This is a genomic window from Formosa haliotis (assembly GCF_001685485.1).
Classification (GTDB): domain Bacteria; phylum Bacteroidota; class Bacteroidia; order Flavobacteriales; family Flavobacteriaceae; genus Formosa; species Formosa haliotis.
The window spans coordinates 1410814-1433548 of record NZ_BDEL01000001.1 but is presented as its reverse complement, the minus strand read 5'-3'; the positions used below and the strand labels follow the sequence as shown (position 1 = coordinate 1433548).

The following is a 22735-nucleotide window of genomic DNA, read 5'->3' as shown; positions in this document are numbered from 1 at the left end:
TTAAAAATTAGAAAAGATGAAAACCAAAAATATATTTTATTCACTTACTATAGCTATTACATTTTTTGTTTCAAGCTGTGTAAGTGATGCAGATCTTGATCAATCAGATCCAAATTTTGAAACTGCCGATAAATTTTGGCAAGATGATACTGATGCCCTTGAAGGCGTAAATGCTGTGTATGGAAGTTTATTAACCGATGGTTCTTATATGAGAAGTACGCCACTATTATTAGATTTAAAAGGAGATGGAACAAAAAGTAATAGTCCTTGGGGGGCTATGGCAAACATTGGACGTTTTAATACTAGTGTTTCCGATGCTTCAATTTATGGGTGGGCTTTTGAAACATTTTATCAAGGCGTATATAGAGCAAACCAAGTATTAGAAAATGTACCAGGGATAGACATGGAAGACGACGCTTTAAAAAGGAGAATTTTGGGTCAAGCTCATTTTTTAAGAGGACTTTACTTTTTTCATTTGGTGAATTTGTTTAAAAATGTTCCAATACCCTTAACAAGTTTAGAAATCTATCACGAACAAAAAACACAAGAAGAGGGTTGGCAGCAAGTAAAAGCAGATCTCGAGGCAGCTGCAGAGTTATTACCAGAAAGCTACTATGATTTTACAGGATTAGATGCTGGACAAGTTGGTCGTGCTACCAAAGGAGCAGCCCTAGCTTATTTAGGTAAAATGTATTTATTTACAGGAGATTTTGCTTCAGCAAAGTCAGCTTTTGAATCCGTTATAAATTCTGGAAATTATGATTTAGTCGCCAATTACAGCGATAACTTTACCTTATACAATGAAAATAATTCTGAATCTATTTTTGAAGTTCAATTTAGTAGAGAGGCAGGTGGTGTAGATTTAGGTTGGGGAGGAGCTCCTGCATCAGGTTGGGGTAAAACTTCGGCTAGAGCAATTACCTATGGTCCACCAACTTTTGGATTTACAGATGTACAACCAACAAGGATATTATTCGATGATTTTCATAAAGAAGCAACAATTACAGGTGAAGTAGATCCGCGTTTAGATGCTACCATGTTTTATAATAAACCGGGAGGTATGATGTTATATGGAGTAGACTTCGCTACGCATTATGGTGCAAATCCATCTTACTTAAATGATCTTTTTGTTGCAAAATATCAAAATTCAGACGGTAGTCGAGCTGACGAATATGATTGGAGATCTGGGATTAATGAACGGATTATGCGTTACGCAGACGTATTGTTAATGTATGCAGAATGTTTAAATGAGTTAGGACAAACAGATGCAGCTTATGGGTATATTCAACAAGTAAGAGACCGTGTTAATTTACCAGATTTAGCCATTACTAAGCCAGGAATGAGTCAACAACAAATGAGAGATCAAATCGCTCATGAGCGTTTTTTAGAATTTCCTTTAGAAGGGCATAGATTTGATGATATTCGTCGTTGGGGATGGTTACAAGATCCTTCAAAACTAGAATGGTTAAAATCTAGAGACCCTGAATATGGAAGTTATGTTCCGGGAAGAGAATATTTTCCGATTCCCCAAGCAGAAATGGATAACAACCCTTTAGTTACAGAACAGAATCCAGGATATTAAAAAGTTATAGTCCCCTTTAAATTAGTTTTGGTAGTATTAGTAGACCGTAATTAGTGTACGGTCTACTTTAAAATAAATTACATGAAAAAAAGACATAAAATTATTTCAGTATTTAGCTTGGCTTTATGCTTAGCTCAACCGATTGTAGCTCAAGACGTGGAGTTTGCTTTAAAAGCGCAGGATAATGCGCCACAAATTAGTAAACATATTTATGGGCATTTTGCAGAACATCTAGGAAGGTGTATTTATGATGGTATTTATGTTGGCGAAAATAATGCTAATATACCAAATACTAATGGTGTTAGAAATGATGTTATTGCTGCCCTTAAGGCATTGAAGATTCCGAATTTAAGATGGCCTGGAGGATGCTTCGCTGATACCTACCATTGGAAAGATGGTATAGGCCCTAAAGAAAATAGACCTGCTATTGTTAATCAGTGGTGGGGGGGCTCTACAGAGGACAATAGTTTTGGAACTCATGATTTCTTGAACCTTTGTGAGGTTTTAGATACAGAACCGTATTTAGCAGCTAATGTTGGTAGTGGTACGGTTCAAGAATTTACAGATTGGATTCAGTATGTAGGCCATGATGGGGTTAGTCCAATGGCAGATTTAAGAAAAGAAAATGGAAGAGAGAAATCTTGGAATGTAAAATACTGGGGTGTTGGTAACGAAATGTGGGGATGCGGTGGCCATATGACACCAGAGTATTACGCTAACTTATATAGACAATATGCAACTTTTATGACGAGTTGGACTAACGATTCAAAATTATTCAGAATCGCATCCGGTGCTAATGTTGCAGATTATCATTGGACGGAAGTGTTAATGCGAGAAATTCCTAAAAATTTAATAGAAGGGGTGGCACTTCACTCGTATTCCTTTGTAAAGTGGGAGAATAAAAGTTCCGATACTAAATTTAATGAAGCTCAGTATTTTGGAACTATGCAAACCGCTCTTAAAATGGAGGAATTAATACAAAAGCACACCGATATTATGGATAAATACGATCCAGACAATAAAGTAGCCTTAATTGTTGACGAATGGGGTGGCTGGTACGAAAGTGAAACACCAGAAAAAGGTGTGTTGTATCAACAAAATACCATGAGAGATGCTATGATTGCTGGAACCACATTAAACATATTTAACAACCATGCAGACCGAGTTAAAATGGCAAATCTGGCACAAACTGTAAATGTATTACAAGCTGTAATTCTTACAGAAGGAGAGAAAATGATTTTAACTCCTACTTATCACGTTATGAAAATGTACACCGTACATCACGATGCTACATTAATTCCAGTAAATTATAAGTCTCCTAAATATACGGTTGATGGTAAATCCTTAGATGCTATTTCAATTTCTGCATCAAAAGATAAAACAGGCAATGTAAATATGTCGTTAGTTAATATAGATGCTAACAAATCAATTACTGTAAAAATTAATGTTAAAGATTTAGGTGTTCATAATGTAGAAGCATCAATTCTGAATTCTAAGAAATTACAAGATCATAATTCCTTCGATAATCCTAATAAGATTAGTCCAAAAGAATTTAAAGATTTTAAATTGAAGAAAGATGAGCTAACATTAACATTACCTCCTTTTTCAGTTGTTGTAGTTACAAGTAAAAAATAAAATAATGAAAATTAGAACCTTAACCTTCAGTACAATAAACACCTGTTTTTGTTTTATTTTTGTCATGCTTTTAGTTTTTGGTTGTTCCAGTGATACAGAAGATATTGAACCAGAATCTCCTAAACCAGATCCGGAATTACCTGAAACAGAGGTGTTTCCTGGGCCAACATACGCAGACGATTATTCTTCAATGGCATCTTGGGCAAATAGAAGCAAATGGAATTTGGCCAATGTACATGATCCAACAGTTGTAAAGTATGGCGATTACTATTATATGTATCAAACCGATGCGTCTTATGGTAATGCGCATGATGGGCATGGTCATTTTCATGGAAGACGCTCTAAAAATTTGGTAAATTGGGAATATATGGGAGCTTCAATGCCTAATCAACCTAGTTGGATAAAAGAAGAATTAAATACAATTAGAGCCAGTTACAATTTAGCCCCAATAGAAAATCTTCAAATTGGTTATTGGGCACCTGTTGTGCGTAAAGTAGGAAATGTATATCGTATGTATTACAGTATTGTTGTTGATAATTTTATTGGTAACGGACTTCCAAATTCTGCTGCAAATTTTGACAACACATGGACAGAACGCGCTTTTATTGGAATGATGGAAACTACAGACCCATCAGTGAATTCTTCATGGGAAGACAAAGGAATGGTTGTTTGTTCGGTTTCAGATAAAGGTAATGATTGGAGTCGTTCATCGTACACCAACGATTGGAATGGTTATTTTAAATATAATGCTATAGATCCTTCATATGTTATTACCCCAGAAGGAGAACATTGGATGTTTTATGGCTCTTGGCATAGTGGTATTGCAGGTATTCAAATTGATGAGAGTACAGGTAAACCTCTAAATACTTTTGATTATAAAGATGAATCTACTTGGGGAACTCATATTTATACACGTACAAGTGGATCAAGATGGCAAGGATCGGAAGGTCCAGAAGTTATTTATAATGAAAATACAGGTTATTATTATTTGTTTTTAGCCTATGATGGTCTTGATGTACCATATAATACAAGAGTTTGTAGGTCTGAAAATGTTACGGGACCATACAAAGGTATTGATGGGATGAATGTAACCAATGGTGGTGATGTTTATCCAATTGTAACACACCCCTATAAATTTAACAACCATTCAGGTTGGGTTGGGTTTGCTCACAATGCTATGTTTCAAAATGAAGAAACCGGAGATTGGTTTTATAGTTCACAAGCACGTTTACCTGAAAATACTGGTGGAAATATGTACAGTAATGCCATTATGATGGGGCATGTGCGCGAGGTTAGTTGGACGTCTGATGGATGGCCTGTTGTTTCGCCAGAACGTTTTGCTAACGTGCCGCAAACAGAAATTACTGAAGAAAATATTGTCGGTACTTGGGAACAAATCACCATGAACTACGAATATAGAGTGATGCAAACTTCTAAAACAATAATTTTTAGTAAAGACGGCACCATAGGCGGTGAAGTATCCGGTTCTTGGGAATTAAATAAGCAAACAAATACGATTTATATAAATGGAGACGAATGTAAAATGTTTAATGCTTGGGATTGGGAAGCAGCTCCTCGTAAATTAACAATAGCATATTCAGGTTTAACATCCGAGGGGAAACCAATTTGGGCTAAGAAAAAGTAAAAAAAATAATTATGAATCGTTTATTTAAAGTAAGTATCTTTTTTAACCTGTTTTGTTGTGCAATACTAAATGCACAGGTTAATGTTGTAGAAAATAATCCTATAATTAAAGATAAGTTTACTGCAGATCCTGCAGCATTGGTGCACGATAATACGGTGTACCTGTATGCAGGACATGATGAGGCTCCTCACGACTTTCATTTTTATAAAATGAATGAATGGTTGGTATATTCTTCAAAAGATATGAAAACATGGCAAGAGCATCCTGTGCCCTTAAAGCCAACAGATTTTAAATGGTCTAAAGGAGAAGCATGGGCAGCTCAAGTTATTGAACGCAATGGGAAATTTTATTGGTATGTTACTGTCGAGCATAATGATGCTCACCCGGGAAAAGCTATTGGTGTAGCTGTTTCTGACACGCCAATTGGACCTTTTAAAGATGCTTTAGGGAAAGCTATTGTTACTAACGATATGACTACCAAATATACAGATATTAGATGGGATGATATTGACCCTACAGTTTATGTTGACGATAACGGTCAAGCATATCTATATTGGGGAAACACGGTTTGTTATTATGCTAAATTGAAGGAGAATATGATTGAACTTGACGGGCCAATAAGGACCGTTGATTTACCAAATTTCACAGAAGCCCCTTGGATTCATAAAAAAGGAGATTGGTATTATTTGTCGTATGCATATCAATTTCCAGAGAAAATAGCCTACGCGATGAGTAAGTCTATTACAGGACCTTGGGAATTTAAGGGTATATTAAATGAATTAGCGGGAAACTCAAATACAAACCATCAATCCATTATAGAGTTTAAAGGGCAAGATTATTTCATTTATCATACGGGAGGTATTCAACCAAATGGCGGAAGTTTTAGACGTTCGGTTTGTATTGATAGGTTATACTATAATGAAGACGGAACCATGAAACGTGTTATAATGACTTCCGAAGGTATTCAAAATTAAAAATCATGAAATTAAATAAAAAATTCTTTGTACTAGCTGCGTTTTGTAGCTTTCTAGTGGCTTGTGCTCAAGATAAACCCATTACCCACGATCCCGTGGTAGCCAAACAAGGCGATACTTATTATCTGTTTTGTACAGGACCTGGGATTACAAGTTTTACGTCTAAAGATTTAAAAACCTGGACCCAAGAAGCACCTGTTTTTGCTGAAAGTCCGAAATGGGCTAAGGCCGTAGCTCCAGGGTTTAATGGCCATATTTGGGCGCCAGATATTACGTTTCATAACGGCAGGTATTATTTGTACTATTCCATTTCAGCCTTTGGTAAAAATACGTCTGCAATAGGCTTAGTTACCAATTCAACATTAAACCCAAAAGACAAAAATTATAAATGGGAAGATCAAGGTATTGTTATTCAATCTGTACCTGGTAGAGACTTATGGAACGCCATCGATCCGAATCTCATTTTCGACGAAGCGGGTACGCCATGGTTAGCCTTTGGTTCGTTTTGGAATGGATTAAAAATGGTAAAGCTGGCAAGCAATTTAAAAGACTTGGCTCAACCTGAGGCATGGCATACTATTGCAAGACGTGACAGGGATAAGACATTAGAAGATTCAGAACCAGGAAATGCAGCTTTAGAAGGGCCTTTCATTTTTAAAAAGGACGCATATTATTATCAGTTTTTATCTTGGGACTACTGCTGTCGTGGAGAGGAAAGTACTTATAAATTAGTTGTTGGTCGCTCTAAAACAGTAACAGGACCTTATGTTGATAAAGACGGAAAAGCCCTAAACGAAGGTGGCGGATCTTTAGTTATTGAAGGCAACAAAAACTGGTATGGCGTAGGGCATAATAGCGTGTTTACTTTTGATGGTAAAGATTATACGTTTATGCATGGTTACGATGCTAGCGATAAAGCTTTACCAAAATTAATTGTAAAAGAAATTACGTGGGTAGACGGATGGCCAACCGTAAAACCTATGGATTAATAGCAGGCTATAAATTAAAAATAATAGTTTTTTTAAGTTAAAAAATGCAGCATACTTATTTAAAATCTTTATGGCTAGGTTTAGGATTGTTTTGTGCAGTTCACACGACGGCTCAAGAATCAGTAGCACTGTTTCCTTTAAATCAGGTTACGGTAACTTCTGGGGTTTTTAAAGATGCTGCTTTAACGGATTTCAATTACATTCAAGATTTAAATCCAGACCGATTACTTAATCCGTTTTTACGAGAAGCGGGGTTAGAACCTAAAGCTGAATCTTATACCAATTGGGAAAATACAGGGTTAGACGGTCACACTTTAGGGCATTATTTGTCGGCTTTGTCCATGTATTATGCGTCTACAAAAAACACAAAAGCCAATGCATTAATTATTTATGTCTTGGCTGAATTACAAAAAGTACAGCAGGCTAATGGAAATGGTTATATTGGTGGAATCCCTGAAAGTAATGCGCTTTGGTCCGAAATTAAGCAAGGGCATATTAACGCTGGTAGTTTTAGTTTAAATGATAAGTGGGTGCCACTTTATAATATTCATAAAACATTTGCTGGTTTAAAAGATGCTTGGGTATTTGCCGAAAAACCTGAAGCTAAAACCATGTTAATCGCTTTAATAGATTGGTTTATAGAGGTTACAAAAAACCTTTCAGAATCACAAATCCAAGATATGTTGCGTTCGGAACACGGTGGTTTAAATGAAGTGTTTGCCGATGTATATCAGATTTCAGGAGAAAAGAAATATCTAGATTTGGCTAAACGTTTTTCCGAACATGCGCTATTGAATCCATTAGCTAAAAATCAAGATATTTTAACAGGCATGCATGCGAATACACAAATTCCGAAGTTTATCGGTTTCGAGCGTATTTCGCAACTAGATCACGACCAAAAGTACCATCAATCGGCTTTAAACTTCTTTAATAATGTTGTAAACCAACGTTCTTTAAGTATTGGAGGCAACAGTGTGCGAGAACATTTTAATCCTATTGATGATTTTAGTGAAGTTTTAAGTGGCGAACAGGGGCCAGAAACCTGTAACACTTACAATATGCTCAAATTAAGTAAAATGCTTTTTGAGGATACAGCTAATTCAGGGTACATCGATTTTTACGAACGCGGACTCTATAATCATATTTTATCATCACAAAATCCTAAAGGGGGCTTTGTCTATTTTACACCCATGCGACCGGGGCATTACCGTGTGTACTCGCAACCAGAAACTAGTTTTTGGTGCTGTGTAGGCTCGGGCATGGAGAATCATACCAAGTATAACGAATTAATTTACGCAAATCATAAGGATGCTTTGTATGTAAATTTATTTATACCTTCTCAGGTTTCTTGGAATGAAAAAGGTGCAACCCTAACACAAAATACAGACTTTCCAGAAGTGCCTTCAACCGAATTAGTTTGGTCGAGTAAAAAGAATGTTCAAGCGACACTCATGTTACGCTATCCGGAGTGGGTAAACGCAGGAATGCTAAAGTTGTATTTAAATGGTAAACCTCAAAATATAGCTGGAACTCCTGGAACTTATATTCCTATTCGAAGAGTTTGGAAAAACGGCGATATCATTAAAATGGAAGTGCCTATGCATTTAAGTGTTGAAGACATTCCAGATCAATCGGGTTATGTCTCTGTTAAATATGGCCCCATTGTTTTAGCAGCTGTTACAGGTGATGCCAATCAAGACGGACTATTTGCAGATGATAGTCGAGGCGGGCATGTGGCTTCAGGACCATTTTTACCTTTAACGGAAGCACCGATGTTTGTATCTGAAAAGAATGAAAATATCTTAACTAAAATTAAAGCAGTTTCAGGAAAACCATTAGAATTTTCAGCTGAAGATTTAATACAGCCTTCGGCATATAAGCATTTAATATTGCAGCCTTTTTATAAAATTCACGAAAAGCGTTATGCCATATATTTCAAAAAAGAAACCCCAAAAGGGCTTGAGAAAATGCAACAAACATTGGCAGAAAAGCAAAAGGCTGAAGCCTATTTAAGAGCCATAACGGTAGATTTTATTGCGCCTGGAGAACAACAACCAGAATCCGATCACGGCATTGAATCTAATCAGTCTCATACAGGAGTAAATCAAAACAGACATTGGCGTGATGCGACCGGTTGGTTTAGTTATCAGTTGAAAAATAAAGATAAGGCTGCTAAAGCTTTACGTGTTACTTATTTTGGTAAAGATGCCAATCGAAATTTTAAAATTTTAATCAATGGAAAACAAATTGCTAATCCCAAACTAAAAGGGGATAAAGGCGATGTGTTTTTTTATGTTGATTATGAAATTCCAGCAGATTTAGCGAAGTCAAACGACATTTTAAAATTGCGTTTTGAAGCAGAATTAGGCTCGGTAACCGCAGGTATTTATGGTGTGCGATTAATAAACGTAGCTGTAGATTAAAAAAAATGGAGTTAAAAATATAAGTATTAATCACTAATCGGGGACAGATTTAAAAAAGGTTAACGGTAGTATTTTTTTAAACATATGAAATCAGAAAATCAAAAGTTAAGCGTACTTGAAAAAGTTGGATATGGTTCTGGGGACGCCGCTGTAAATGTGGTCATATCATCCATGTTCCTTATTATTACTTTTTTCTATACCGATGTATTTGGACTAAAGCCAAAGGATATGGCGGTTTTGTTTCTGCTGGTAAGGCTTATTGATGCGATTACCGATCCTTTAATGGGACTTATAACCGATAAAGTATCAACCAAATGGGGGAGGTATAGACATTATTTCTTGTTTTTAGCCGTGCCTTTTGGGATTTCAGTTTTCTTAACCTTTTCTACACCAGATTTCGATTATGCTGGTAAAATGATTTATGCTTATGTAACCTACATATTTGTTACCATCATGTTTACTTCGGTAACCATACCCTACATTTCTTTAATAGGTGTTTTAACTAGCGACCCTAAAGAGCGGTTATCTGCGAATGGATATCGTCTATTTTTTGCTAAAATTGCGGCGTTTTTAGTGTCGATTGTGGTACCCATTTTAGCAGAAAAACTAGGTAAAGATGATATTGGCAAGGGGTATCAACTAGCTATGGGTATTATGGCTTTATTGGGCACAGCATTATTGCTATTCTGTTTTTTTACTACTAAAGAACGTGTTGAGCATAAAGTTGAAGATAAACCTTTAAAAGAACAGTTTAAACTGCTCATTAAAAATGGGCAATGGACTTTATTGTTTGGGGTTTGTTTTTTTGGTACCGTGGGTTATGTTATTCGTAACTCGGTTGCCATTTTTTATGCCAAATATTTTTTAGGTGGCGATGCGAGCGTACAATCTACTTTTATGGCTACAGGGGTTACAGCCGCAATTTTGGCCATGCCAGCCTCTACGTACATTACAAAGCGATATTGTAAAGTAAAACTGTTTAAATGGTCCCAATTAGCTGTTGGTGTTATTAGCTTAATAATGTTGCTTTTTGTAAAACCAGGTGATATCATGATTGCTTACGTTTTGTATTTTATCTTATCGTTTGTGGTGGATTTACATGCTCCAGTTTTTTGGTCGGCTATTGCAGAAGCCGTTGATTACGGTCATGCAGAATCCGGGAAACGTGTATCGGGCTTGTCTTTTGGAGGGATTTCTTTCGCTCAAAAATTTGGAATGGGCATCGCAGGTGCTGTGGTAGGGTATTTATTAGACTTTTTTGAATATGTACCAAAAGCAGATACACAAAGTGATTATGCGCTTTGGGGAATAGCGTTAATGTTAACAGTTATCCCAGGAATATTTCACGTGATTATGGGCGGATTAATGTTTCGTTACAAAATTACAGACACCTACTATGAGACTATAAAAACGAAATTAAACATATAAAATGGATACTACTCGAAACAACAATCCTATCGTTGAACAACGTGCCGATCCGTTTATTTACAAACATACAGATGGGTATTACTATTTTACAGGGTCGGTGCCTGCTTACGATAGTATAGAACTTAGGCGGTCTAAAACTTTAAATGGCTTGCAAGAAGCCGAGACGTTTATAATTTGGGAAAAACATGAAACAGGGCCCATGAGTCAGCATGTTTGGGCGCCAGAAATACATTATTTAGATGGTAAATGGTATATCTATTTTGCTGCCAGTGAGGTGGATGATATCTGGAAATTACGTCCTTATGTTTTGGAATGTAAAGGTCAAGATCCTTTAAACGATGACTGGACAGAGCTCGGACAAATGCAAGCGGCAGATGGGGATAATAAAACCTTTGTCGATTTTTCGTTGGATGGGACTGTATTTGAAAATGCGGGTAAAAGGTATTTCTGCTGGGCAGAAAAGACCGGCGGGCAATTCGCTGCTTCAAATTTGTATTTAGCAGAAATGGAATCGCCTATTAAATTAAAAACAGCGCAATTCATGCTTACTACGCCAGATTACGATTGGGAGCGTGTTGATTTTTGGGTGAATGAAGGCCCTGCAGTTATAAAAAATAAAGGGAAGATTTATATAACCTTTTCGGCAAGTGCAACAGGAGCTTGCTATTGCATGGGCTTAATGGAAGCCGATGAAAATGCCGATTTAATGGACCGAAATTCTTGGACAAAATCAAGATACCCTGTGCTGCAGTCCGACTATAATAAAAACATCTACGGTGCTGGACATAATAGTTTTACCGTAGCAGAGGATGGTACGCCAATTTGTGTTTACCACGCTAGAGATTATGAAAAAATAGAAGGCGACCCCTTATACGATCCAAATAGGCACGCTAGAATTATGGAAGTAATATTTGATGATACAGGAAAACCCATTTTTCAGTTTTATTAAAAGTCTGATATAGAATTAATTCAAAATAAAATTTAATAATTCAATAAATAATATTTTAATTCAAAATGTAAGTGTATTATTGACACTTGTTTAAATTTATCATTTATATTTGTGATGTAGGAAACCAATAAAAAAAATGAAAACATACGTAATAGGCTTAGATTATGGATCCGATTCTGTAAGAGCCGTTTTAATAGATACTCAAAATGGTGCCGAATTGGCATCGGAAGTTTACTGGTACCCAAGATGGAAAGCACAGCAATATTGCAACCCTAGTGAGAATTTGTTTAGGCAACATCCTCTAGATCATATTGAAGGTTTGGAACACACCATAACTTCGGTTGTTAAGCAAAGTGAAGTAAACCCAGAAACCGTTTCGGGGATCTGTATCGATACCACGGGTTCGTCGCCAATGCCTTTAAATGAAGCAGGGGTGCCATTAGCTTTGGTTGATGGTTTTAAAGAAAATCCAAATGCCATGATGGTACTTTGGAAAGACCATACCTCGGTAAAGGAAGCCAACGAGATTAATGAATTGGCTAGATCCTGGGGAGGAGAAGATTACACAAAATATGAAGGTGGTATTTATTCTTCAGAATGGTTTTGGGCAAAAATATTACACATTGCAAGGGAAGATACAGCTGTTAAGGAAGCTGCTTATACTTGGATGGAGCATTGCGATTTTATCACCTATTTATTAGCCGATAATAAGGATTTAAAAAGCTTTAAAAGAAGCCGTTGTGCAGCAGGGCATAAAGCCATGTGGCATGAAAGCTGGGGAGGTTTACCTGCCAAAGAATTCCTGTCTAAATTAGATCCGTATTTATCAGATTTAAGAGATCGTTTGTATGATGATACGTTTACTTCTAATGAAATCGCTGGACATTTAAATGAAGCTTGGGCTACAAAATTAGGCTTGTCTACAAAATGTGTGATTGCTGTAGGTACCTTCGATGCGCATTCTGGAGCTGTGGGTGCCAAAGTAGACAACAATACTTTAGTGCGTGTTATGGGAACTTCAACCTGCGATATTATGGTCTCTTCGTATGAGACACTGGGCGATATCTGTGTTAAAGGAATTTGCGGTCAAGTTGATGGTTCGGTAATTCCTGGCATGATTGGTTTAGAGGCAGGACAATCTGCATTTGGAGATGTATTGGCTTGGTTTAAAAGTATCTTGTATTGGCCAATAGATAATTTGGTTATGACTTCAACCATATTGACGGAAGATCAAAAGCAGAAACTTCAAGAAGAACTGGATGCTAAATTTATTAGAACTTTAGCCGAACAAGCAGAAAAAATACCACATGCTGTAGCAGTACCTATGGCATTAGATTGGGTTAACGGAAGGCGCACGCCCGATGCCAACCAAGAGCTTAAGGCTGCATTATCAGGGCTGTCATTAGGAACTAAAGCCCCGCATATTTTTAAAGCTTTGGTAAATGCCATTTGTTTTGGTTCTAAAATGATTGTAGATCGATTTGAAAGCGAAGGCGTGAAAATAGAATCTGTTATTGGTATTGGTGGTGTGGCTAGAAAGTCGCCATTCATCATGCAAACTTTAGCCAATGTATTAAATAGACCAATAAAAGTTGCCGAATCCGATCAAGCACCCGCTTTAGGAGCCGCTATCTATGCTGCTGTTGCCGCTGGTATTTATAAAGATGTTATTGAAGCTAGTAAGGTTATGGGAAGTGATTTTGAAGCTGAATATTATCCTAAAGCTAATGAAGTTGAAACCTATGCTGCCTTAATGGAATCGTATAAGGAATTGGCTGAGTTTGTTGAAAAAACCATTAAAAAGTAAAATTATGAGTTCTAAATATAAATTACTTAAGGAAGAATGCTACGAAGCGAATATGCAATTAAATGCTTTGAACTTAGTCGTGTATACTTTTGGAAACGTAAGTGCGGTTGATAGAGAAAATGGTGTGTTTGCTATTAAACCAAGTGGTGTTGCCTACGAGGTTTTAAAACCAGAGGATATCGTTATTGTCGATTTTGATAATAATATTATTGAAGGGTCTATGAGGCCTTCTTCAGATACCAAAACACACGCATATCTGTATAAAAATTGGGTAGAAATTGGAGGTATTGCGCATACACATGCGACCTATTCTGTGGCTTGGGCACAATCGCAATTAGACATTCCCATTTTTGGTACCACCCATGCCGATCATTTAACGGCCGATATTCCTTGTGCGCCACCCATGCGCGATGATCTTATTGAAGGGAATTACGAACACAATACAGGCATTCAAATTTTAGAGTGTTTTAAAGATAAACAGCTTTCTTATAAAGAAGTGGAAATGATCCTTATTGGTAATCATGGCCCTTTTGCTTGGGGAAAAAATGCGGCAAAGGCTGTTTATAATAGCAAAGTACTAGAGGTCATTGCAGAAATGGCTTATTTAACAAGACAAATTAATCCCAATGCCCCAAGATTAAAAGATTCATTAATTAAAAAACATTATGAACGTAAGCACGGTGCAAACTCATATTACGGTCAGTAACAATAAAAAAATAGTCAAAAATGATAGATATTTCTAAAAAGGAAGTTTGGTTTATAACTGGTAGTCAGGATTTATACGGAGAAGAAACCTTAACCCAAGTGGCCAAAAATTCAACCATTATTGCAGAAGCTTTAAATGACTCTAAAGCAATTCCTGTTCAAATTATTTTTAAGCCAACAGTAAAATCTTCTGAAGAAATTTACGAAACCTTAACCGCTGCCAATCAAGAAAAGAATTGCATAGGAATCATCACTTGGATGCATACCTTCTCTCCAGCAAAAATGTGGATTCGCGGACTTACAGCACTTCAAAAGCCCATGTTGCATTTACATACTCAGTTTAATCGCGATATCCCTTGGGGAACCATCGATATGGATTTTATGAATTTAAATCAATCGGCGCATGGTGATCGTGAATTTGGATTTATGGTGAGTCGTTTGCGTAAAAATAGAAAAGTAGTTGTTGGCCATTGGTCTACAGATGCTGTACAAAAGAAAATCGGAGATTGGACGCGAGTAGCCGCTGGTTGGGATGATTGGCAAGGTGCAAAGTTTGCGCGTTTTGGAGATAATATGCGTTATGTTGCCGTAACCGATGGGGATAAAGTGGAAGCAGAAACAGTGTTTGGTTTTTCAGTAAATACTTATGCTGTAGGTGATTTAGCAGCAGTGATAAATAACATTTCCGATGATGCTATAAATGCACTAATTAAAGAATATGAAGCCTCTTATCATATGGCAGATTCTTTGTTAGAAGGCGGGAAAGACAGGCAATCTCTAATAGAATCGGCACGTATAGAATTAGGTCTGGAGAAGTTTTTAGTAGATGGGAATTTTAAAGGTTTTAGCGATACTTTTGAAGATTTACACGGTATTAAACAATTGCCAGGCATCGCCGTACAACGTCTTATGCAAAAAGGCTATGGCTTTGCTGGCGAAGGCGATTGGAAAACGGCAGCATTAACCCGTGTCATGAAAGTGATGGGTTCTGGTTTAGAGGGGGGTAATGCTTTTATGGAAGACTACACCTATCATTTAGATCCAACAGCACCAAGGATTTTAGGGTCGCATATGCTAGAAGTTGATCCTGTTTTAGCAGCAAATAAACCATCCTGCGAAATTCATCCTTTAGGAATTGGCGGAAAAGCAGACCCTGTGCGTTTAGTTTTTAATGGAAGAGCAGGCACTTCTCTTGTAGCTGGTATAATGGATTTTGGAAATCGATTTAGATTATTAATCAATAAAACTATTGGAGAAGAAGTGGTAGAAGCCTTACCTAACTTACCAGTAGCTCGAGTAATGTGGAAACCATTACCAGATTTTGAAACAGCTTGTACGGCATGGATTTTAGGTGGCGGAGCGCATCACACGTGTTACAGTGAAAATATTTCTGTTGAACAAATGGAAGATTTTGCTGAAATGGCCAACATAGAATCCTTAGTTATTGATGAAAATACAACGCTAAGTAATTTTAAAATGGCTATTAAAACCAACGAAGCGTTTTATAATCATTAAATTGTTCACCAAACCAAATGACAGGAAAATGAAAATTTTAAAGACCAGTTTCTCTTGTGCTTTCTTTTTATTAATGAGTATTGCAACGCTGAGTTGTAAAGAGACAAAAAAAGAACATGATAGTGACCAAAAAGAAATAGCAGTGAAAGCACATTTAACTATTGAAAAATCTAAATTTGGTGTGATGCCAGATAGTACAATTATAGATCAATTTACACTCAAAAACGCTAATGGAGTTACATTGAATGTGATCACTTACGGAGGTAGAATTACTTCGTTAAAAGTGCCTAATAAAAATGGTACCTTTGAAAATGTTGTTTTAGGTTTTGATAATTTAGAGGATTATTTAAAAGATAATCCTTTTTTTGGTGCGTTAATTGGTCGTTTTGGAAACCGTATTGCTAAAGGGAAATTTACTTTAAATGGAAATGAGTATACCTTAGCAACTAACGATGGTCCTAATCATTTACACGGTGGTGTTGATGGATTCGATCGCGTTGTTTGGACCGCAGAACCTATTGAAGGTGAAGAGGAATCAGCCTTAAAATTAACCTATTTAAGTAAAGATGGCGAAGAGGGGTATCCTGGAAGCTTAAAGGTAACTGTGGTTTACACGCTTACTAAAGATAACGCTTTGGAGGTTTCTTATAAAGCCACGACCGATAAAGCTACCGTGGTAAATTTAACCCAGCATGCATATTTCAATTTAACAGGAGATTTTACAAAAGACATTCTAGATCATGAAGTGATGATTAATGCTGATGCTTATTTACCTGTTGATGCGACTTTAATCCCAACAGGAGAGATTAAAAATGTTGAAGGGACACCTTTCGATTTTAGAAAAGCTAAAACCATAGGGAAAGACATTACTACGCAAAATGAGCAATTAACCTTAGGAAAAGGTTACGACCATTGTTGGGTGTTAAATGGCGGAAAAGATACCATGAGACAAGTGGCTTCAGCTTACGATAAAGCAAGTGGCCGACTTATGGAGATTTATACTGATGAGCCTGGAATTCAATTTTATACGGGAAACTTCTTAGATGGCACCTTACCAATGCCTGAAGGAGGAACTTATGGGCACAGAACTGGTTTTTGTTTAGAAACACAACACTTTCCAGATGCACCTAATCAAAAAAACTTTCCTTCAGTGGTTTTAAACCCCGGAGAAACTTATACAACAAAAACGTCGTTTAAGTTTATTGTGAAATAAGTATGCCGTAGTATTGTTTTCATAACCATTTCTTACTAACTAAACACATTAAATATGGATATTATTTCTTTTGCTGCCTTTACTTTATTGGTAGCTGTAATCGCATGGCGGTCTACACGAAAGACAGATGAAAAGTCTTCCGATGGCTATTTCTTAGGCGGACGAAGCCTAACAGGCCCTGTAATCGCAGGGTCATTGTTGCTTACAAATCTTTCAACAGAACAAATTGTAGGAATGAACGGTGTATCTTTTAGAGACGGAATACCTATTATGGCTTACGAAGTTGTAGCGGCTCTTGCTATGGTTTTTACAGCATTTGTATTACTTCCAAAATATTTAAAAAGTGGTATAGCAACTATTCCACAATTCTTAGAAAATAGATATGGGAAATCAACTAAAACCATTGTCTCCTTACTTTTTCTTCTAGGATATGCTATTTCTATGTTGCCAACGGTGCTATATTCGGGTGCTTTGGCGATAAATACCATGTTCGATATTCCTGAAAAGTTAGGCATGAATCCAGAACCAGCACTTTGGGCTACAGTTTGGGCTATTGGTATTATAGGTAGTATCTATGCTATTTTTGGCGGATTGAAAGCGGTTGCTGTATCCGACTCTATTAATGCTGTTGGTTTGATTATTGGAGGTTCGTTAATTCCCATTTTTGGTTTAATGAAGATTGGGGATGGTAATGTTTTAACAGGCTTAAAAACATTAACCACAGCGCTTCCCGAAAAGTTTGATATTATTGGAGGGCCAGATTCCGATGTGCCATTTTGGACCCTTTTTACGGGAATGATTATTGTAAATTTTTATTATTGGGGCACTAATCAAGCTATTATTCAAAGAGCGCTTGGAGCTAAAAACTTAAAAGAAGGTCAGAAAGGGCTTTTACTAGCCGCTTTTATAAAAATATTAGGGCCTTTTATAGTGGTTCTACCAGGAATTATTGCGTTTTATATTTTTAATGGGGATATAGCCAATGCAGATGAAGCCTACCCTATGGTGGTTAAAGCAGTGCTTCCCGTTGCGTTTATAGGTTTTTTCGCTGCAGTATTATTCGGCGCTATTTTAAGTTCGTTTAATAGTGCTTTAAATAGTTCGGTAACCTTATTCGGACTTGATTTTTACAAAGAATATATCAACAAAAAAGCTTCAGAAAGTCAGGTTGTAAGAGCAGGAAAAACCTTTGGTATTATACTGTCTTTATTCTCTATGGGTATTGCGCCATTACTTTACGGGGTACAGGGAGGAATTTTTACCTATTTACAAGAATTAAATGGTACACATAGTGTGCCTATTTTGGCTATTGTCATAGTAGGGATATTTTCTAAACGTGTTTCAGGAAAAGCCGCTAATATTGCCATATTGTTTAGTGTGATAACCTATTTAGTCACGCTTTATGTTATTAAACCAAACATTAGCTTCTTGCATTTAATGGGCATTTTATTTGTATTAACAATCATTATTATGTTTGTAGTAAGTTATTTTGTGCCTAGAGAAACAGATTATAAACAAGAGTATACAAAGCAAGTGGATATCACGCCTTGGCAATATGTTAAACCAGTTGGTTATCTAGTTGTTGCCGCAGTAATTGGGCTATATATTTATTTGTCTTAAGTAGAAAACTTATAAATCTAAAAGGTCTTAAAAGTTAAAACAATCGTCATTCTGTGCTTGGCACAGAATCTCATAATATTGAAATTCAATAATGGTGAGAATCTGAAATAAATTCAGATGATGTGAATTTTACTTTTAAGACCTTTTTTTTTGTTTAAAATTTCATCACAAAGCCGCCATGTTCTTTCATGTTTATAGTCATAATAGCGCTTGGTTCTAAAGTGGTTTGGCTAAATCCATTGTTATCATTATCAGTAATTATAAAACCCTTTTCTTTTGTAATAAATGATAAATCTATAGAGATTTTTTTGACTGTGTTTTCACCATTTATTCCAGTAATAAACCAGCTATCACCTTTCTTTCTAGCCATGATTACAAACTTACCAGGATATCCTGCAATAAATTTTGAATCGTCCCAGTTTGCTGGAATGGCTTTTAAATAATCGCGAACAAATTGCGGCTGTTTTTCCATTGCTTCTGGAATTTCGGCGATATGCTGAATTCCAGATAAGAATAGTGTAGGTAAAGCCAGTTCGAATGCTGGTGTCGTTTTTCTAGTGATATTAGGGATAGAATCTAAAACCATTGGGGTGAAATCCATGGGGTCAAAAGCATTACGAGAAAAAGGTAACATGGCACAGTGGCTGGGTTGTAAATCGGCATTTTCCTGAACAAACGTGATAAATTCTTCACCTTTAATCGCTTCAACAGTTACTAAATGCGGGTAGGTGCGTTGCCAACCTCTAGGTAGTGTTGCGCCGTGAAAATTAACCATTAATTTATGGGTTGCAGCATCTTTTAAAATGTCATGATAATAAGCAATCATAGATTGTCCGTCACCACCAAAAAAGTCGATTTTAACACCAGAAACACCTATATCATTTAGCTTTTTGAATTCGCTTGCACGATCTTCATGGGTTAATAATTTACCTTTAGGATGGTATGGCGTGGAATTCCATGAACCTGAAGAATTGTACCAAACGTTTATTTTTACATTTTTGCTAGCCGCATAATCAACAAGCTTTTTCATTTTTTCAAAACCAATTTTTGTGTCCCAATCGGCATCAATAAGGCAAAAGGGCCACCTCATATCCGAAGCGTAATCAATAAATTTCATGGAAGTTTCAAAAGTGGTAAAATTATCTTTCAATAACACCCAACTCCAAGAACTTAAACCTGTTTCAATAAATGAGGTATCTATATCGATGGCTTTTTCAGCTAAATCGGTACCCAAAGTACTTTCTGTAATTGTTTTTAAGTCTCCAATTGTAATGATACGCCACGGGGTAAACCAAGGTAATTTAGACTCAGGGTTTAATGCGCCATTAGGAAAAACTTCCTCGGTTTGCGGAAAAGTAACTTGTAATGCATGCGCTTTGGTATTGTATTTTAGTCGTGTACCGCAGTAGGTTTTTCCTAGAGCTGTCTCCGAAACTAACAACCAAGTGTCTGCCGTGTTAAATAGGGCAGGGTAAACCCAACCTTCACCAATTGGAGAGGGCGTGTTTACAGGAATTTCCATTAAATAATTTTCTTCGTAAGACGGATTGGTTTCACTCCAACCTGTTTTTGCTTTCGACATAGGTTGTAACCACGATTTTGTTTGTGTATTAAAATTATAGGTGGTTTTTCTTCAATAATTTTTTTATTTCTGAAGAATTTTCAGGAAAATGATAGCGAAAAGCAACACCGTTTTCAGAGATTTGGAAAATAATATCGATACGATTTCCTAAATCATTTTTTAATTGTGCCTTGTATTCGTTTGCCGAATAAGACCTGTTTTTACGTTTTCCTTGAAGCATGGTATAATGGTCTGTGACGGGTTTAGGGCCAGAAACTGAAATGATTTCAAGATTGTTGTAAAAGGAAGCATCTTCTCGTATTATTCCTAAAAGAGATGAATTAATGACTGTTTTGTTTTGATAATGTACCTTATAGCTTGCAGCTTTTTCTGCGTTGAGCTTAAATTCAACCGAAATACTTTTTGAAGGATTTTCAAAAATATGCTCTTTTTTTCCACAGAACAGGAGCAGATAACAAGCATTAAAATAGTTAGAGTAGTATAGTTTTTCATTTTTAAATGTGTTTTTTACACTTGTAAAAATATGAAAAATATATTCAATCATTAGAAAACTGGAAATTAATAGTTTAAATCCCCAAATAGGGCGATAATTGATAAATTATGAGCCATGGTTTATAGTTTGGGTATAATTTTTTAATAGAATTGTCTTGTATCAATAGATCATATTATATAACATACTCAATAAAATGAAAAACTTAATTATAATTTCCTTACTTATTATCATCCAATTTGAATCAGTAGGACAATCTATTTCTGGTTTTAATTCGGTATTACATTCTCCAGATGCTAATTATGAAATTCAAATAAAGCAAACGATTAAAAGCTCAGGAGAATCAAGCATTACATATCTTATAAACTACAAAGGCAAATCTGTTGTTTTAGAATCTGAGTTACAAATAAAATTAGATAATCATCTTTCGGAATGGACTTTGGGAGTTAAAAATAAACCCACCCGTAATTGGATGGATGATTTGGTATATAAGGGTGAAAAAAGAAGCTCGGTAAATAAGGACTGGTATCCTACATTTGGGGAAAGGTGCGAGATAAAAAATCATTATAATGAATTGATTTTGTCTTTTGAACAAAAAGCAAGTGCTAATTATAAAATGAATATCGAGGTAAAGGCATTTAATGAAGGTATTGCTTTTAGGTATTATTTTTTAGACAATCCAACAGGAATATATTACAGAGTTACAGAGGAAAATACAGAGTTTACTTTTCCACAAGGTACAAAAGCATGGTTTGAGGCTTGGGCACAAGGACCATATCAATTATTACCATTACAAGATTGGCCAGCAAAAAGTGAACGTCCGTTAACTTTAGAATTGCCAAATGGAATGTATGCATGTTTGGCAGAAGCAGGAATGGTTGATTTTGTACGTGCAAAATTTGAGTTAAGTAAGCAAAAGCCTTCAACAGTTAAAACCACTTTGTATGAAAGTGTAGATAAGGTGCCTTATTTTGGAACGCCTTGGCGAGTAATTATGGCATCGGAAACAGCTACAGGATTAATTGAAAATAATGATATTCTTTTAAACTTAAATGAGCCTAGTAAAATTGAAGATACGAGTTGGATAAAGCCTGGGAAAATTGTGCGGGAAACTGCTTTGTCTGAAAAAGGAGCAAAGGCATGGATAGATTTTGCTGTAGATCATAACTTACAGTATGTTCTTTTTGATTGGAAATGGTATGGTCCTTCTTTTACGTTTGATTCTGATGCAAGAACTATTGATGTTGATTTGAATTTAAAAGAGGTGATTAGGTATGGAAAAGAAAGAGGTGTTGGGATTTGGTTGTATGTAAATCAACAAGCATTATTAAAACAAGATTTTGATATTTTTCCATTGTACAAAGAATGGGGAATTGCAGGAGTTAAATATGGTTTTGTAGCATTGGGGTCTCACAGATGGACAAATTGGTTACATGAATCAGTACAAAGAGCTGCAGACAATCAATTAATGGTGAATATTCATGATGAATTTAGGTTGACTGGAGAGCAAAGAACATTACCTAACATAATGACTGTTGAGGGAATAAGAGGAAATGAAGAGTTTCCTGATGCTACACACAACACTATTTTACCGTTTACTAGAGGTATTGCAGGTATGGGAGATTATACTGTTTGTTATTATGATAATCGTATAAAAACAACACATGCACATCAATTAGCCTTATCTGTAGTAATGTATAGTCCATTACAAACCTTGTATTGGTATGATAAAGCAAGCGATTATCAAGGTGAACCAGAAATTGCTTTTTTTGATGCTGTTCCAACCGTTTGGGATGATACTAAAGTTTTACAGGGAGCACCAGGAGAATATATTGTTACAGCAAGAAAATCTAAAGAAGATTGGTTTATAGGAGCCATAACAAATACAGAGGCTAGAGAGGTGAATATTAAATTAGATTTTTTAGATGCTAAGGCTAATTATCAAGCTACTATTTATAGTGATGATGATAACGTAAATACTCGTACAAAAGTAGCAGTTAAAAATATAAAAGTTAAAAACAATAAAATTTTAACTTTAAATATGAAAGCTTCTGGTGGTACAGCCATTCAATTTAAAAAATTGGAGAACAACTAATAGGTAAAGGAATACACTCAATACGGTCTTAGGAACCTCAGGATTGATGGCAGGTATTGAAAGAACGAAGTAAGATAAATTAA

The 22735-nt window shown here is 36.0% G+C and carries 16 protein-coding genes; 14 read left to right on the top strand and 2 right to left on the bottom strand.

Features of this window, described 5'->3' with window-relative positions; all coding sequences use genetic code 11:
- Nucleotides 1–16 precede the first annotated feature (16 nt).
- The 13 genes from A9D35_RS05780 to A9D35_RS05720 all read left to right on the top strand — a co-directional run bounded on the left by A9D35_RS05780 (nt 17) and on the right by A9D35_RS05720 (nt 18485).
- Nucleotides 17–1582 (top strand): RagB/SusD family nutrient uptake outer membrane protein, encoded by a 1566-nt coding sequence (locus tag A9D35_RS05780; protein ID WP_066220239.1) that lies wholly within the window; start codon nt 17–19, stop codon nt 1580–1582.
- A gap of 81 nt (nt 1583–1663) precedes the next feature.
- Entirely contained in the window at nt 1664–3217 is a 1554-nt protein-coding gene (locus A9D35_RS05775) for an alpha-N-arabinofuranosidase (RefSeq protein ID WP_066220235.1), read from the top strand.
- A 4-nt stretch (nt 3218–3221) separates the two neighbouring features.
- Nucleotides 3222–4862 carry an arabinan endo-1,5-alpha-L-arabinosidase gene (locus tag A9D35_RS05770; protein WP_083191636.1) on the top strand — a complete coding sequence of 547 codons (1641 nt, stop codon included), beginning with the start codon at nt 3222–3224 and terminating at the stop codon, nt 4860–4862.
- Nucleotides 4863–4873: 11 nt separating this feature from the next.
- Nucleotides 4874–5836: a glycoside hydrolase family 43 protein gene (locus A9D35_RS05765; RefSeq protein ID WP_066220232.1), complete on the top strand. Its 963-nt coding sequence runs from the start codon at nt 4874–4876 to the stop codon at nt 5834–5836.
- Between the two features lie 5 nt (nt 5837–5841).
- Nucleotides 5842–6825 (top strand): arabinan endo-1,5-alpha-L-arabinosidase, encoded by a 984-nt coding sequence (locus A9D35_RS05760; protein ID WP_066220229.1) that lies wholly within the window; start codon nt 5842–5844, stop codon nt 6823–6825.
- A gap of 44 nt (nt 6826–6869) precedes the next feature.
- Entirely contained in the window at nt 6870–9248 is a 2379-nt protein-coding gene (locus tag A9D35_RS05755; RefSeq protein ID WP_066220226.1) for a glycoside hydrolase family 127 protein, read from the top strand.
- Nucleotides 9249–9332: 84 nt separating this feature from the next.
- Nucleotides 9333–10676: an MFS transporter gene (locus tag A9D35_RS05750; RefSeq protein ID WP_066220223.1), complete on the top strand. Its 1344-nt coding sequence runs from the start codon at nt 9333–9335 to the stop codon at nt 10674–10676.
- Nucleotide 10677: 1 nt separating this feature from the next.
- A complete protein-coding gene (locus A9D35_RS05745) occupies nt 10678–11625 on the top strand; it encodes a family 43 glycosylhydrolase (RefSeq protein WP_066220220.1) in 948 nt (315 codons plus the stop codon).
- Nucleotides 11626–11761: 136 nt separating this feature from the next.
- The gene (locus A9D35_RS05740) at nt 11762–13432 is read left to right on the top strand and encodes a ribulokinase (RefSeq protein WP_066220218.1); all 1671 of its coding nucleotides are present in this window, start codon (nt 11762–11764) and stop codon (nt 13430–13432) included.
- 4 nt (nt 13433–13436) lie between these two features.
- Complete coding sequence (locus A9D35_RS05735) at nt 13437–14138, top strand: L-ribulose-5-phosphate 4-epimerase (RefSeq protein WP_066220215.1); 702 nt, start codon at nt 13437–13439, stop codon at nt 14136–14138.
- 20 nt (nt 14139–14158) lie between these two features.
- Entirely contained in the window at nt 14159–15652 is a 1494-nt protein-coding gene (araA, locus tag A9D35_RS05730) for an L-arabinose isomerase (protein ID WP_066220212.1), read from the top strand.
- Nucleotides 15653–15680: 28 nt separating this feature from the next.
- Complete coding sequence (locus tag A9D35_RS05725) at nt 15681–16865, top strand: aldose epimerase family protein (RefSeq protein WP_066220208.1); 1185 nt, start codon at nt 15681–15683, stop codon at nt 16863–16865.
- Between the two features lie 54 nt (nt 16866–16919).
- Nucleotides 16920–18485 carry a solute:sodium symporter family transporter gene (locus A9D35_RS05720; RefSeq protein WP_066220205.1) on the top strand — a complete coding sequence of 522 codons (1566 nt, stop codon included), beginning with the start codon at nt 16920–16922 and terminating at the stop codon, nt 18483–18485.
- Nucleotides 18486–18639: 154 nt separating this feature from the next.
- On the opposite strand, the gene A9D35_RS19450 is transcribed toward A9D35_RS05720, so the two are convergent.
- Nucleotides 18640–20067, bottom strand: a complete 1428-nt coding sequence (locus A9D35_RS19450) for a glycoside hydrolase family 97 protein (protein WP_141675487.1) — start codon at nt 20065–20067, stop codon at nt 18640–18642.
- 34 nt (nt 20068–20101) lie between these two features.
- Nucleotides 20102–20611, bottom strand: a complete 510-nt coding sequence (locus A9D35_RS19445) for a glycoside hydrolase family 97 N-terminal domain-containing protein (protein ID WP_141675486.1) — start codon at nt 20609–20611, stop codon at nt 20102–20104.
- A 142-nt stretch (nt 20612–20753) separates the two neighbouring features.
- On the opposite strand from A9D35_RS19445, the gene A9D35_RS05710 reads away from it, so the two are divergent.
- Nucleotides 20754–22652 carry a glycoside hydrolase family 97 protein gene (locus A9D35_RS05710; RefSeq protein WP_066220202.1) on the top strand — a complete coding sequence of 633 codons (1899 nt, stop codon included), beginning with the start codon at nt 20754–20756 and terminating at the stop codon, nt 22650–22652.
- The last annotated feature ends 83 nt before the right edge of the window (nt 22653–22735 follow it).